The organism is uncultured Sphingomonas sp. (assembly GCF_913776855.1).
GTDB lineage: Bacteria > Pseudomonadota > Alphaproteobacteria > Sphingomonadales > Sphingomonadaceae > Sphingomonas.
Genome location: NZ_CAJYQD010000047.1, coordinates 1 through 13869 on the forward strand (window position 1 = coordinate 1; position 13869 = coordinate 13869).

The 13869-nt window shown below is 68.4% G+C and carries 12 protein-coding genes; 6 read left to right on the forward strand and 6 right to left on the reverse strand.

Annotated elements, in window-relative coordinates; genetic code table 11:
* The coding region (gene gloA / locus QZ755_RS14405) for a lactoylglutathione lyase (RefSeq protein ID WP_294324159.1) at positions 1 to 466 on the reverse strand (466 nt) is incomplete at its 3' end.
* Positions 467 to 606: 140 nt separating this feature from the next.
* On the opposite strand from gloA, the gene QZ755_RS14410 reads away from it, so the two are divergent.
* Complete coding sequence (locus QZ755_RS14410) at positions 607 to 2997, forward strand: M1 family metallopeptidase (RefSeq protein ID WP_294324161.1); 2391 nt, start codon at positions 607 to 609, stop codon at positions 2995 to 2997.
* A complete protein-coding gene (locus tag QZ755_RS14415; RefSeq protein WP_294324163.1) occupies positions 2994 to 3470 on the forward strand; it encodes a DUF6702 family protein in 477 nt (158 codons plus the stop codon). The genes QZ755_RS14410 and QZ755_RS14415 overlap by 4 nt, the downstream gene beginning before the upstream one ends.
* Before the next feature lie 223 nt (positions 3471 to 3693).
* Here the strand turns inward: QZ755_RS14415 and QZ755_RS14420 are convergent, their stop codons facing one another.
* The gene (locus QZ755_RS14420) at positions 3694 to 4125 is read right to left on the reverse strand and encodes a hypothetical protein (protein WP_294324165.1); all 432 of its coding nucleotides are present in this window, start codon (positions 4123 to 4125) and stop codon (positions 3694 to 3696) included.
* Positions 4126 to 4186: 61 nt separating this feature from the next.
* Here QZ755_RS14420 and QZ755_RS14425 point away from each other — a divergent pair, with 61 nt between their 5' ends.
* Positions 4187 to 6151 carry an energy transducer TonB gene (locus tag QZ755_RS14425; RefSeq protein ID WP_294324167.1) on the forward strand — a complete coding sequence of 655 codons (1965 nt, stop codon included), beginning with the start codon at positions 4187 to 4189 and terminating at the stop codon, positions 6149 to 6151.
* Here the strand turns inward: QZ755_RS14425 and QZ755_RS14430 are convergent.
* Together QZ755_RS14430 and QZ755_RS14435 are read right to left on the reverse strand one after the other, a co-directional pair.
* The gene (locus QZ755_RS14430) at positions 6129 to 7460 is read right to left on the reverse strand and encodes a HAMP domain-containing sensor histidine kinase (protein WP_366509179.1); all 1332 of its coding nucleotides are present in this window, start codon (positions 7458 to 7460) and stop codon (positions 6129 to 6131) included. The genes QZ755_RS14425 and QZ755_RS14430 overlap by 23 nt on opposite strands.
* On the reverse strand, positions 7457 to 8122 hold the full coding sequence (locus tag QZ755_RS14435) for a response regulator transcription factor (RefSeq protein ID WP_294324169.1): 666 nt from the start codon (positions 8120 to 8122) through the stop codon (positions 7457 to 7459). Before QZ755_RS14435 ends, QZ755_RS14430 begins: the two co-directional genes overlap by 4 nt.
* Positions 8123 to 8232: 110 nt before the next feature.
* On the opposite strand from QZ755_RS14435, the gene QZ755_RS14440 reads away from it, so the two are divergent.
* Together QZ755_RS14440 and QZ755_RS14445 are read left to right on the forward strand one after the other, a co-directional pair.
* Positions 8233 to 8898 carry a hypothetical protein gene (locus tag QZ755_RS14440; RefSeq protein WP_294324171.1) on the forward strand — a complete coding sequence of 222 codons (666 nt, stop codon included), beginning with the start codon at positions 8233 to 8235 and terminating at the stop codon, positions 8896 to 8898.
* A 215-nt stretch (positions 8899 to 9113) separates the two neighbouring features.
* A complete protein-coding gene (locus tag QZ755_RS14445) occupies positions 9114 to 10385 on the forward strand; it encodes an Hsp70 family protein (protein WP_294324173.1) in 1272 nt (423 codons plus the stop codon).
* A gap of 233 nt (positions 10386 to 10618) precedes the next feature.
* Here QZ755_RS14445 and treF read toward each other — a convergent pair whose 3' ends face one another.
* A complete protein-coding gene (gene treF / locus QZ755_RS14450; RefSeq protein WP_294324175.1) occupies positions 10619 to 12202 on the reverse strand; it encodes an alpha,alpha-trehalase TreF in 1584 nt (527 codons plus the stop codon).
* A gap of 62 nt (positions 12203 to 12264) precedes the next feature.
* Positions 12265 to 13266: a fumarylacetoacetate hydrolase family protein gene (locus QZ755_RS14455; RefSeq protein WP_294324177.1), complete on the reverse strand. Its 1002-nt coding sequence runs from the start codon at positions 13264 to 13266 to the stop codon at positions 12265 to 12267.
* A gap of 138 nt (positions 13267 to 13404) precedes the next feature.
* Here QZ755_RS14455 and QZ755_RS14460 point away from each other — a divergent pair, with 138 nt between their 5' ends.
* Positions 13405 to 13851: a hemerythrin domain-containing protein gene (locus QZ755_RS14460; RefSeq protein WP_294324179.1), complete on the forward strand. Its 447-nt coding sequence runs from the start codon at positions 13405 to 13407 to the stop codon at positions 13849 to 13851.
* Positions 13852 to 13869 lie beyond the last annotated feature (18 nt).

Consider the following 13869-nt stretch of genomic DNA (forward strand, 5'->3'; position numbering starts at 1 on the left):
TCTCGATCCAGTAGCCGTCGGGATCGGTGATGAAGGCGATGTCCTTCATCCGTCCCTCGTCGGGCCGCTTGCGGAACGTCACACCCAGTTCCTCGAACCGCGCGCACGCCGCGGCCACATCGGGCACGCTGATGCCGATATGCCCGAACCCACGTGGATCGTCGTTACCGCTGTGATAGCCGGCAAAGTCGGGATCGTCCTCGGTCCCCCAGTTATGCGTCAGCTCCAGCGTGGTTTCGCGCGTGAACACGAACCGCGCACGCTCCTTTGGGTCGCTCGGCACGGCTTCGCCATCGCGCAGGAAACCGAGAAAATAAAGCGAGAACGCCGCCTCCTCGAAATCCAGTTTCTGCAGCAACGTCATGCCCAGCACGTCCTGATAAAAGGCCAGGCTGGCACTGGGATCGCGGACGCGCAGCATCGTCTGGTTCAGTGCAAAGCCTTCGGTGCCGGTCGGTCGGGTCATCGCAATTTCCTTGAAGATGGTCGCCGCCGCAAACGCACGGGAACCGATTTCGCCGCCTCGTACGCGGACGCTTATGGTTGACGCGCATCGTATCCCGCGCAACGATCAGCGCCATGCATTCGTCCGAAAGGCCCACCCGCTTGTCCGCTGCCCCCCGCCTCGCGCTGATCGCGCTGCTGCTCGGCACCACGCCCGCCCTTGCCGACCCGATCCGCCAGACCAAGGGCGACTGGCAGGACAAGTTCCGCCAGCTGGAGGGCGAGGATTGGCCGACCCCGACCGATTACCGCAACGCATCGGGCGCGCCGGGCTATCGCTACTGGCAGCAAAAGGTCGATTACGACGTCAAGGTGTCGCTGAACGAGAACACCAAGGTCGTCACCGGCACGGAAACGATCCGCTATCGCAACAACTCGCCCGATGCGCTGCCCTATCTCTGGCTGCTGCTCGACCAGAACCAGTATAAGCGCTCGTCGATCGCCGAGCTGACGAAAACCGTGCCCGACGCGAAGTCGATCAGCATCCGCGACATCCGCCAGGTAGAGGCGATGAAAACGTGGGAAGGCGGCTTCACCATTTCCGCCGTGCGCGGTGCCGATGGCCAGCCGCTCGCCCACCGCGTCACCGACACGCTGCTGCGCATCGAACTGCCGCAGCCGGTCGCGGGCAATGGCGGCGAGGTCACGTTGTCGATCGACTGGTCGTTCCCGATGGCCGAGCAAAAGGTGGTCGACGGCCGCTCCGGCTATGAATGTTTCACGCAGCGGGGCGAGGACGGCAACTGCATCTTCGAAGGGGCGCAGTGGTTTCCCCGCCTCGCCGTCTATTCGGACTATGAGGGCTGGCATAACAAGGCGTTCCTCGACGCCGGCGAATTCACGCTGGAATTCGGCGACTACAAGGTCGCGCTGACCGTTCCCGCCGATCATGTCGTCTCGGCGACCGGCGTCCTGCAAAACCCCGATCAGGTGCTGACCCCGACCCAGCGCCAGCGACTGGAGCAGGCGAAGTCGGCGACCGCGCCGATGTATATCGTCACCCCCGACGAAGCACTCGCCGCCGAACGCAGCCGCGCGTCGGGTACGAAGACCTGGACCTTCGCCGCGCAGAATGTCCGCGACTTCGGCTGGGCATCGTCGCGCAAGTTCGCATGGGACGCGATGAACGTGCGGCAGGATTACGCCGCCAATCCCAACGTCATGGCGATGTCCTTCTATCCAAAGGAAGCGCGCCCGCTGTGGGACGCCTTCTCGACCAAGGCGATCGCCCACACCATCGACGTGTACGGCAAGTTCGCCTTCCCCTACCCCTATCCGGTGGCGCAGTCGGTGAACGGCCCGGTCGGCGGGATGGAATATCCGATGATTACCTTCAACGGCCCTAGGCCCGTGAAGGACCCAAAGACCGGCCAGCTGACCTATACCGAACGCGCCAAGACCGGGCTGATCGGCGTGGTGATCCACGAGGTGGGCCATGACTGGTTCCCGATGATCGTCAACAGCGACGAACGCCAATGGACGTGGATGGACGAAGGGCTGAACACCTTCCTCCAGTTCCAGGCGGAAAAACTGTGGGACAAGGATTTCCCGTCGCGGCGTGGCGAGCCGAAGGACATTGCCGAATATATGCTGTCCGACAATCAGGTTCCCCTGATGACTCAGTCGGATTCGGTGCTGCAATTCGGCGCCAACGGCTATGGCAAGCCCGCCACCGCGCTGACCATTTTGCGTGAGACCGTGCTGGGCCGTGAGTTGTTCGACCGTGCGTTCCGCGAATATGCCACCCGCTGGCGCTTCAAGCGGCCGACGCCCTACGACTTCTTCCGCACGATGGAGGAAAGTTCGGGCGTCGATCTCGACTGGTTCTGGCGCGGCTGGTTCTATTCGACCGACCATGTCGACATCGCGCTCGACAAGGTTGTCGAGGGCCGCATCGCCGGCGGCGACCTGGAGGCGAATGCCCGCGAACGCCGCGCGCTCGACGCCGCCGACAACACCTCGCTGACCGTGCGGGGCAATGCCGGACAGAAGACGGTGACCGAACGCGATCCGTCGACCCGCGACTTCTACGACCGGCAAGACCGCTTCGCCGTCAGCCCGCAACAGCGCCGCGACCTTGCCGAAAAGCTCGCCAAGCTGACGCCGGAGGAACGCGCCGCGTTCCAGGTGAAGGACAAATTCTATCGCTTCTCGTTCCGCAACATCGGCGGCCTGGTCATGCCGATCCCGCTGAAGCTGACCTTCAGCGACAACACGACCGAGATCGTCCGCATCCCGGCCGAGGTGTGGCGCTATAATCCAAAGGCGGTGACGTGGCAGTATGTCACGGGCAAGACGATCACCGGCGCGGAGGTCGATCCGCTGCTGGAAATCGCCGATGCCGACCGCTCGAACAATGTCTATCGTGGCAGCATCCGCCCGGTCGTGCTGGAGATCGAGGATGTCGAGGAACTGGAAAACCGGATGAAGGACTTTGACGTGCAGGTGAAGCCCGGCTCGCTCCAGACCTATCCCGCGCCGGTGTCGAAGTGAGGGCGCCGCTCGTCCTCCTTGCCGCTGTCACGGTGATCGCCCCGGCACAGGCGCATCGCGGGCATGACTCGCTCGCGGTGGTGACGGTGGCCGATGGCAAGGTCACCGTGTCGCACCGGTTCGAGGCGCACGACATCGAACCGGCCCTGTCGAAGATCGCTCCGCAAGCACAGGTCAGCCTCGACGATCCGAAGGCGGTTGCCGCGCTCCAGGCCTATGTGCTGCGCCATTTCACGCTCACGATCGACGGCAAGCCGGTGCCCCTGACCCATGTCACCACCGACCTCACCCATTCGCAGGTCCGCATCGACTATGTGGGAAAAGCTCCGCGCAAGCCGAAGATGGTGGCGGTCCGCTCGACCGTGCTGACCGATGTGTACCGCGCACAGGTCAATCAGGTGAATGTCCGACAGGGCAATGTGGTGAAGTCGCTGACCCTGCGCGGCGGCACGGGGGGCAGCGTCACGCTGTAGGCGCCGATGGTACCCCAGCCCAGGCTGGGGTACCGCTTCTCATCGGCCCGCGAACGCGAGACCTCCGATACCGAATCCCCGCGCAGGCGGGGGTCCAGAGCCAAGCAGAACAACGGCTTGTGCCCGGAACCCTGGCCCCCGCCTGCGCGGGGGTACGCGGTACGTTAATCGACAAGTACCGTCGCAACGAACTCCATCAAATTAGGCCTCACGCAAGGCGAGGTCACGCACCTCCACAGCCCGCCCGCAATGCCGCCACCCGCGCGGCACTCAACACCCCGCGATGCGACCCGCACGGCCGCCCGTCACCGCCGATCGCAACACTGAACGGCAACCCCGCCGTCTCTCCGAACAGGTCCTCGCGGATCGCCGCCAGTTGCACCGCATCCGGCACCCATCGCCCGGCCGACGGGACGCCCGCCATCATCGCCGCCGTCGCCCGCCCGCGATCGATCGGCACCACCAGCACCCGCCACGACCCCGCCGCCTCCCGCAGCCGGGGCAGTCCCGCGATCTCTCCATGGCACGGCGCACACCATGAGGCGACGAACAACAGGATCGTCCGCGGCGGATAGGCGGGCGGCGTCGCCCCCGCCGGCACCGCCGCCAGCAACAACGCCGCCGCCCATCCTCCAAAACCGGCCCCTCGCTTCATCGCATCCCCCATCGACGCTGTAACAATGCCGTGCTTTCTTCCGCACAAACAGGGGGGAAAGATGGTCGATCCGATTCTGCACGGCCTGCTGGCGCTGGTTCAGGCCACCGTCCCCGCACCGCCGGCCGCCATTGCCAAGCCGTTGACCCTGCAGGAACAGTTCGACGCCGCCAACGCCGCCTATTCCGCCAGGAACTGCGTCGAGGCGCTGAAGCTGTACGACGCGCTCGAACGACGCACCGCGACCAGCAAGAACCCGCTGCTGACCGGAGCGATCGCGGTGCGCAGCGGCATCTGCCGCGTCCGCACCGGCGACAGCGCGGCCGGTGCCGCCGCGATCCGTCGCGGCCTCCCCGCGCTTGCTGCAAAGCCCGACGAATTCGTCGCCGACCTCGGCGCCGCGCATCGGGCACTGGGCGACGTCGCCTATGACGCATTCGATTATGATACGGCCGCGACCGCGTACAAGGCTGCGCTCGACCTGGCCAAGGGCGTCGACCGGGTGATCCCGCTGCTGGCGCTGGCCCGCACCCTGTCGTTCGATCATGACGGCCGCGCGCTCGCCTACGCCGAGGAAGCGCGCAGGCTGACCGAAGCCGAACCTGATATCGACAAGGCGACGGTCGCGGCGGTCCAGACCCGCTATGCCCGCGTGCTGCTGAACGAAGGGCGCCATGCCGACGCCTATAGCGTGCTGAAGGATTCGCTGAAGAAACAGGGTGGCCTCGACAATCGCGTCAACCTGTCGGAGGTCGCGACCCGTGCCGACCTGGCGCAGGCCGCACTGCTGAACGGCGATCGCGAACGCGCACGGACCTATCTCTCCTATACCGGCGCGGCGCGGATGGAAAAGGCGCCCTTCGCCGGCGCGCGCCAGATGGAGCTGCCGCCCTGCGGTGCGGCCACCGGGCTGAAGCCGACCGATGTCGCGGTCATCGAATTTTCGCTGGGCGACGACGGCATCGTCCGCAACGTCTCGCCCATCTACACCACCGGCAACCGCACGGTGGCGCTGGCGCTGGCCCGATCGGTCGGCGACTGGTCGTGGCAGCCCTCCGACGCGGTGACCATCCCCGCCTTCTGGCGACAGACGGCGCGGGTGGAACTGCGCTGCTCGACCGCCGCCGAACGCCCGTCGATCAGCCAGCCGCTCGACGAAGCGTTCGACGCCTGGCTGACGTCGAAGGGATCGCCCGCCTTCGCCTGGGAAGAACAGCCCGCCGCCCGCGCCCTGCCGCTGGCCCGCGCGGAGGTACAGCGCGCCCGCGCCGCCGGCGACCGGATCGCCGAGTTGCGCGCGCTCGGCTGGATGTTCAATTCGCAACTCGTCAATGCCGAAGAAGCCCGCCCGCTCGTGGCCGAAGCGCTGACCCTCGCCCAGGCGACGAACGCCCCCGTGGCGGTCGCCACCCGTTTCCGGATCAGCGATGCCTATGTCGCGGCAAAGGAATATCGACAGGTCCTCGACGGCTTCCGCACGGTCCTGCGCCGACCGGAGGTCGCCGCCGATCCGCTGTCTGCGGCGACGGTGCGGATGATGCTGGCCAATGGCGGCAGTCAGGTCCGCGCGGCCGAACGCACCCAACTGATCGATGCCGTGCTGGCCGCGCCGCTGCCCGACACCCATCCGCTGAAGGTCGCCGCCCTGCTCAACCGCGCCGACCTGGCGGCACAAAGCGGCGACACCGCCGCAGCGCAGGCCGCCTTCACCCGCACCGGCCTCAGCAGCGATCAATGCGCGCTGATCGCCCCCACGCCGGCCATCGCCCGCTCGGGCGCGCCCGGCGGCTATCCGCAGGAAGCATTGCAGATGGGCTTCGAAGGCTGGGCCAAGGTCGAGTTCGACATCGCCGCCGATGGCCACACGCTGACCCCGCGCACCGTCGCTGCCTATCCCCCGTTCGTGTTCGGCGATGCCGCGCAGAAGATCGTGACCGACACCCGCTTCCGCAGCAGCTACCGCCCCGACAACAACACCGCCTGCACCGGCAACGCGCAGCGCTTCATGTTCCAGCTGCCGCGCTGATCGGCAGCGTGACGGCGGCGGCCAACCCGCCGCCGTCCGCCTCGCCAAGCTCCAGCCGCCCACCATAGAGGGCCGCAAGGTCGCGCACGATCGCCAGGCCGAAGCCATGCCCGTCGCCGCGTTCGTCCAGCCGCACGCCCGGATCGGTCGCCCGCGCCCGGTCGACGGCGGGGATGCCGGGACCGTCGTCACTGACCGACAGGCGCACCATCGCGCCCTCGCGCACCGCTACGACCCGCACGGCGGACCGGGCATGGCGCGCGGCATTGTCGATCAGGTTGCCGGCCAGTTCGTCCAGGTCCGCCGCATCGACCGCCACCGTCACATCGGCGATATCGGCCGCAACCGTCACGCCCCCGCCCCGGTGCAGCGCCCGCACCACCCCGACCAGCGCCTCGACCGCCGGCCGCAGCGCCGTCGCCGCCCGCCGGTCGACCACCCCGCCCCGCGCCCGCGACAGGTGATGGCGGATCGTCGCATCGATCCGCGCCACCTGCCCCGCCCTGGGATCGTCACCGAGGTCCAATGCCAGCGTCGCCACCGGAGTCTTCAATGCATGGGCCAGGTTCGCCGCCGACGCGCGCGCACTCGCCAGCGCGGCGTCATTGTCGCGCAGCAGCGCGTTCAGCTCGATTGCCAGCGGCCGCAGTTCGTCGGGCTGATCCTCCGGCACGTCGCCCGCCGCCCCGGTCCGCACCGCCGCCACCCGTTCGCGCAACGTCCTGAGCGGTCGCAGCCCCAGCCGCAGCTGCACCAACGTCGCCGCCGCCAGCACCAGCGCGACGATCGCCAGCGTCGCCAGCAACGGCAGCATCGCCCCGCGCAGCGGCTGTTCGATGTCCTGTCGCGGCACCGCCACGCCCAGCCGCACCGGCCCGGCCGGCGTATCGCGCACCAGCATCACCCCGTGCATCCGCGTGCCGTCGGCCAGTTCGGTATCGAACGGCTCCCCCTCCGCACGGCCGACCGGCGGACGCGGCCCGCGCGGTACCGGTGGCGCGGGCGGTCCGGCGATCGGCAGCATCGCACTGCCGATCGCGCCACCTGGCGCATCGATCGTCCATACGGCGCCGCGCGCAAAAGCGTCCTCCACCCCCGGCCGGGCCAACAGCGCGCGGTCGATGCTGCCATCGTCGCGGACCACCGCGCCCAGCAGGCGCAGCCGGTCGGCCAGCCGTTCGTCGACGCCGTGCGTGACGAACCGCTCCAGCACCTGCCCGATCGACACGCCTGCCACCGGCAACGCCACCAGCGTCATCGCGACCGACAGCGCCAGCATCCGCCCATGGATCGACCGGGGCACCATCATGGCTGTCCCGCCGTCAGCCGGTATCCCCGCCCGCGCACCGTTTCGATCAACGACGCGCCGATCTTCTTGCGCAGCCGCCCGATAATGACCTCCAGGCTGTTGGAATCGACATCGGCATCGCCTTCATAGACTCGCTCCATCAGGTCCAGCCGCTCGATCACCGTCTCCTTCGCCAGCATCAGTGCGGCCAGCACCCGGTGTTCCAGCGCGGTCAGCTTGATCGGCAGCCCGTCCAGTTCGAACACCCCGGTCTGCGTCTCATACGCCAGTGGCCCGCACGTTATCCGCGTCGCGCCATGCCCGGCCGACCGCCGCACCAGCGCGCGCAGCCGCATCATCAGCTCCTCGACCCGGAACGGCTTGGTCAGGAAATCATCGGCCCCGGCCTTGAACCCGGCCACCTTGTCCGACCAACCGTCGCGCGCGGTCAACACCAGCACCGGCAGGTCGCGCCCCCCCTCGCGCCATCCCTTCAACACCGCCGTCCCCTCGCGGTCGGGCAGCCCCAGGTCCAGCACCGCCACGTCATAGCGCTCGGTCTCGCCCAGATGCTGTGCGTCGATCCCGCTGGCACACAGGTCGACCGCGCAGTGTTCGCCACGCAACGCCCGCGCGATGGCGGGGCCCAGATCGGGATCGTCCTCGACAAGCAATATGCGCATGGGTCCTCCGCTATCCGCCCGGCTTAAACCGAAACTGAACCGCCGGGTTCAGCGTGGCGAGGGGACGAATCGCTAGAACGGCTTCATCGAACAACCAAGGAGTGAAGCACATGGCGAAATTTTCTCTCGGCAGTCCGGCCAAGCTGGGCCTCGGCGTGGCGATCGGCCTTGCCATCGGCGCGGCGGGCGGGGCCGGCGCGGTATCGCTGACCCGGCCGGGCGTCGAAATGGCGCCGACCGTGGCAACGCCGGTCGCGAAGCTGGCCAGCAGCAGCGGCGTGGTGACGGTCAAGGGCCGCGTCGCCGAAGTCTATGGCGATCGCTTCGTCGTACAGGACGGCACCGGCAAGGCGATGATCGACGGCGCCCGCGACGCCGGCGTGACGAAGGGCGCCCCGGTACAGGTCCAGGGCCGCTATGACGACGGACAGCTGCGCGCATCCTATGTGGTCGATGCGGCGGGTAAGGTGACGCCGGTCGGCCCGCCGCCGCCGCGCCCCGGCCACGGCCCCGAAGGCCGCGGCCCCGGCCCGCACGGTCCGGATGGTCCTGACGCGCGCGGTCCCGGTGGGCCGGGTGGCCCCGGCGGTCCGGGTGGTCCGGGTTGCGCTCCCGGTGCCATGCCTCCGCCCCCGCCGCCCGCCGACGGTGCAGCCCCGCCGCCGCCGCCGGCTAATGGCCAGCTCCCGCCGCCGCCGCCGGTTGGCGCCGCTCCTGCCGGAACCCCGCCGGTAGCCACTGCGCCGGCACCGGCACCAGTCCGGGCAACCCGCTAACCCCACCCCGATCGTGCATCGGCCTCAGCCGAGGTGCGTCGGGGAAGAACAGCCCCCGCCAACCAACTGCAGTATCCCCGCCTGCGCGGGGATACGGCCATGCGCGGTCCACCGGCCGGTGCCCCCCAGCAACCGCCTTTGCAGCCATACGCCAACACCCCCAAGACAAACCGAGGCAACCCGTGTAGGGCGTCCCGCCGCTGCCCGGAGCTTCCATGTCCCTCGGCCTAGATTTCGGCACTACCAATTCCGTCCTCGCCCGCACCGATGCCGATGGTGCGACCCTCGTTCCGCTCGACGGTCCCGACGGCACGGACGCCGTGTTCCGCTCCGCGCTGTGTTTCTGGCAGGACGACGTCCCCGGCGGCATCGCGGTCGAGGCCGGCCCCTGGGCGATCGACGAATATCTGCAATTCCCGGAAGGCTGCCGCTTCCTGCAATCGTTCAAGTCGGTCGCCGCCAGCCCCAGCTTCGACACCGCGCCGATCTTCACCAAACGCTACCGGTTCGAAGACCTCGGCCGCGCGTTCCTCGACCGCCTCGCCGCCCGCGCGCATGGCGTGCTGAACGGCGCAAAGCGGATCGTCGTCGGCCGCCCGATCACCTATGCCGGCCACCGCCCCGACGAAGCGCTCGCACGGGCACGCTACGACGCGATGTTCGCCGCGCTGGGTGCGGAGATCGTCTATGTCTACGAACCGCTCGGCGCCGCGTTCAGCCATGCCGCGACGCTGACCGACGCCGCGACGATCCTCGTCGCCGATTTCGGCGGCGGCACCAGCGACTTCTCGGTCGTCCGATTGGAAGCACCCGGCAGCGACCGCCGCGCGCGGCCCTTGGGCCATGCCGGCATCGGCATCGCCGGCGACCAGTTCGACCGCCGCATCCTCGACAAGCTGGTCCTGCCGCTGCTCGGCAAGGGCGGCACCTATCGCTCGTTCGACAAGGTGCTGGAAATCCCGGCGGGCCATTTCACCGACTTCACCGACTGGTCGCGCCTCGCACTGATGCGCAATCGCAAGACCATGGCCGAACTCGACAAGCTCCGCCGCGCCGCGACCGATCCCGCCACGATCGAACGGATGATCGCGGTGATCGAGGGCGAACAGGGCTATCCGCTCTACGACGCAGTCGGTCAGGTGAAGCGCGCGCTGTCCACGGGCGACGAGGCGACCTTCGCGTTCGAAGGGGGCGGCATCGCCATCGAAGCGCAGGTCACCCGCGACCAGTTCGAAGCATGGATCACCGACGACCTCGCCCGGATCATGGCGACGGTCGACCGCGCGCTGGCGGAGGCCGGGCTGGAAGCGGACGGCATCGACCGCGTGTTCCTGACCGGCGGCACCTCGCTCACCCCCGCCATCCGCCGCGCCTTTGCCGACCGGTTCGGGCAGGACCGGCTGGCGTCGGGCAACGAACTGACCTCGGTCGCCCACGGCCTCGCGCTGATCGGGCGGCAGGACGATGTGGCGGCGTGGACGGCATGAGCTTTCCTACACGGTCGCGGGATGCCATCCTCGGCGTCGCTGTTTGAACCGTCCGCCACCCTGCCCGCCCCGATCGTCGCCCCAGCGAAGGCTGGGGTCTCGTTCGGTTCCTGTCCCGCGCTACAACCAGAAGATCCCAGCCTTCGCTGGGATGACGTCCGTGGCAATAGGGTTCAACATCCACAGCGCAAACCGCGCACGAGTGTGAACTTAGTGAACTTTGACCCCGCGCGTCACCGGCCGGCCCGCACCATCAGCGCCCGCGTGACGCCGTTGGTCCACCCGAATCCGTCCTGCAACGCATATTCCCCGCCACCGCCGGGCTTCACTTCCTCGACGTCATATTTCTCGACCAGCTTGCCCGACGCCGCATATTCCCGCTCCACCGTCGCCAGGAACCGCCGCGCGATCTTGTCCGCCAGTGCGCGGTTGCCGCTACGGTCCAGCCCGTCGATCGCGATCCATTGCAGCGGGGCCCAGCCATTGGGCTTGTCCCATTGCTGCCCGGTATCGACCGTGGTCGTGCGCAGGCCGCCGGGCGCCAGCAACCGCCGCTCGATCGTATCCGCCACCCGTGCCGCGCGCGGTCCGGTGGCCAGGCCGACGAACAAGGGATAGGCGGTCGCCGCCGTCACCCCGTCGCGCAGCAGCGCCCGCTTGACGTCGTAATCGCCATAGCGTCCCCCGGCCTCGCTCCACAGCCAGCGATCGATCGCCGCACCGCGCTTCGCCGCCCGGTCGGCAAAGTCGCGCGCGGTCGCCGTGTCGCCAGCCTTCGCCGCCCCTTCAGCGATCGCCCGTTCCATACCCCAGAGCAGGCTGTTGAGGTCGGCGGGCAGGATGTCGGTCGTGTCGATCGTCGCCAGCGTCCGCCCGTCGCCCAGCCAGCGCGACGAATAGTCCCAGCCGCTCTCCGCCCCGGCGCGCAGGTCGCGATAGGTGTCGCGCGCCGGCCGACCCGCCGCATTCGCCGTCTCGACATCCTCGCGCCACGATTCGTCGCGGGGGCTGGTCCGCGCATCCCAATAATGCTGCAACACCGCGCCATCGGGCAGCGTCACCGTCCGCTCCGGCGACGTGAAGAACGCATGTTCGCGCTTCAGCGCCGCCAGTCGCCGCGCCGCAACCTTGGGGTCACGGTTCTGCGACAGACCCATCATCAGGTACAGGAACGGCGGCTGCGACCGGCTGAGATAATAGGTCCGCGTGCCGTTGGGCACATGACCGTACCGCTCGACCAGGTCGACGAACCCGTCGAGCATCGATTCGACCAGGTCCTGCCGCTTGTCAGCGACCAGCCCCAGCATCGTGAAATAGCTGTCCCAATAATATAGCTCGCGAAACCGCCCGCCCGGCACCACGAACCGGTCCTTGACCGCCAGCGCACTCGACCCCCGCTCCGGCGTCACCGGATCGCGGGTCAAATGCGGCCATAGCGCGGCGATATGCCGCTCGATCGGCAGGCGCGGGCCGTGGTCGGATTCGGGCACCGGCAACAGCCCCGGTACGTCGAAATTGGCAAGCACGAATGCCTTGAGCGCCGCATCGTCCAGCGGTCGCTTGCGGAAATCGGCTATGATGTCGGCATCGGGCCGCCGCGGCACCGCATCGACGAACGTCTTTCCATCGGGAAAGATGCGGCGCATCTGTACCGCTTCGAACAGCGGCCCGAACCGGTCGGCAGGCGTCGGCACCGCCTTCGTCGTCGTTGTCGCAGGCGTGGACGCGACCGTCGCGACCGGCCGCGTCCCTTCCGCCATGGTGCAGCCCGCCAACAGGGCCGGCATCAGCCAGCGGCAGCTTCGAACGACGGACATGGCACCCCCGGATAGTTGCGATACCGGTTCAATCCGCAACCGCCGGGGGCGTTCCATCCGCGTCAGGCGACCGTCTGCTCGATCACGCCGAAGATCGGATGATGCCGGTCGTCCTCCGCCCAGATGCGGACCGTGTCGCCGCTCTGCAGGAACGGCGTCTCCGCCTTGCCGCCGCGGATCGTCTCGACCGTGCGGATTTCGGCGAGGCAGGAATAACCGACGCCGCCGTCCGCCACCGGCTTGCCCGGCCCGCCATCGGCGTCGCGGTTCGATACCGTCCCCGACCCGATGATCGTCCCCGCGCCCAGCGCCCGCGTTTTCGCGGCATGGGCGATCAGCGTGCCGAAATCGAACGTCATGTCCTCGCCCGCCTGCGCCCGGCCGAACGGCTTGCCGTTCAGGTCTACGCACATCCGCCGATGCAGCTTGCCGTTCTGCCACCAGTCGCCCAGCGCGTCCGGCGTCACGAAGACAGGGGAGAATGCCGATGCCGGCTTCGACTGGAAGAAGCCGAACCCCTTGGCCAGCTCGCCCGGAATCAACCCGCGCAGCGACACGTCGTTGGTCAGCCCGACCAGCCGCACCGCCGCCAGCGCCTCCTCGCGCGAAGCACCCATGGCCACATCACCGGTGACGACCACCACCTCGGCCTCGAAATCGCAGCCCCACGCCGCATCGCCAAGCGGGATCGGATCGCGGGGGCTGAGGAAGCCGTCCGACCCGCCCTGATACATCAGCGGATCGTGCCAGAACGTCTCCGGCATCTCCGCCCCGCGTGCCTGCCGCACCAGAGCGACATGGTTCACATAGGCCGATCCGTCCGCCCATTGATACGCCCGCGGCAGCGGCGATGCGGCGTCCCGCTCATGGAACCGCTCCTTCGGGATGACGTCATGGTCGAGATCGGTGGCCAGGTTGCGCAGGTCGCCGGCATAGCGGTCCCAATCGTCCAGCGCGGCCTGCAGCGTCGGCACGACTCCGCTCGCATCGGCATACCATGCCAGATCGGAGGACACGACGACCAACCGGCCATCGCGACCGTGCTTGAGGCTGGCAAGTTTCATGGATGCGCTCTCCTGTCGGCTATCGTTGGGCCTCAGTCTTGCGCGGTTGGGCCGGCGATGTCGAGTGGGGCACGGCGATACGGTTTGTTAACCCGCGGGGGCGAAGGCTGACGGTCTTCCGATAGCAAGGACGTACCGATGCTGAGCCACGATACGCTGGTCGCCGAACACCTCGACATCGAAACGACCGCCGCCGACCTGCTGCTGCACGCGCGGCAGCGTCCACTCGATCCGGTGGCGGTCGCCACTGCCCGCTGGTCGCTCAGCCGCAAGTTGCTGGCCCATCTCGCGAAGGAGGATCTGCTGCTGTACCCGATGCTCCGGCGCAGCCCGGCGGCGGCGGTCGCGGATCTCGCCCGGCGATCGGCCGAGGAGGTCGGCGGGCTGGCCGACGGGTTCAAGGCGTATATTCGCCACTGGACCAGCGAGGCGATTGCCGGCGACGCCGACGGCTTCGAACGCGATACGCAGGCGGTCCTCGCCGCGCTGCACGCCCGCATCCTGCACGAGGAATCGCAACTCTATCGTCATATTCCGGGCGCTCCGGCCTCGCCCAAGGTGGACGGCAGCGCCCGAGCGGCCTAGTGCAGCGCGGAAACGCGC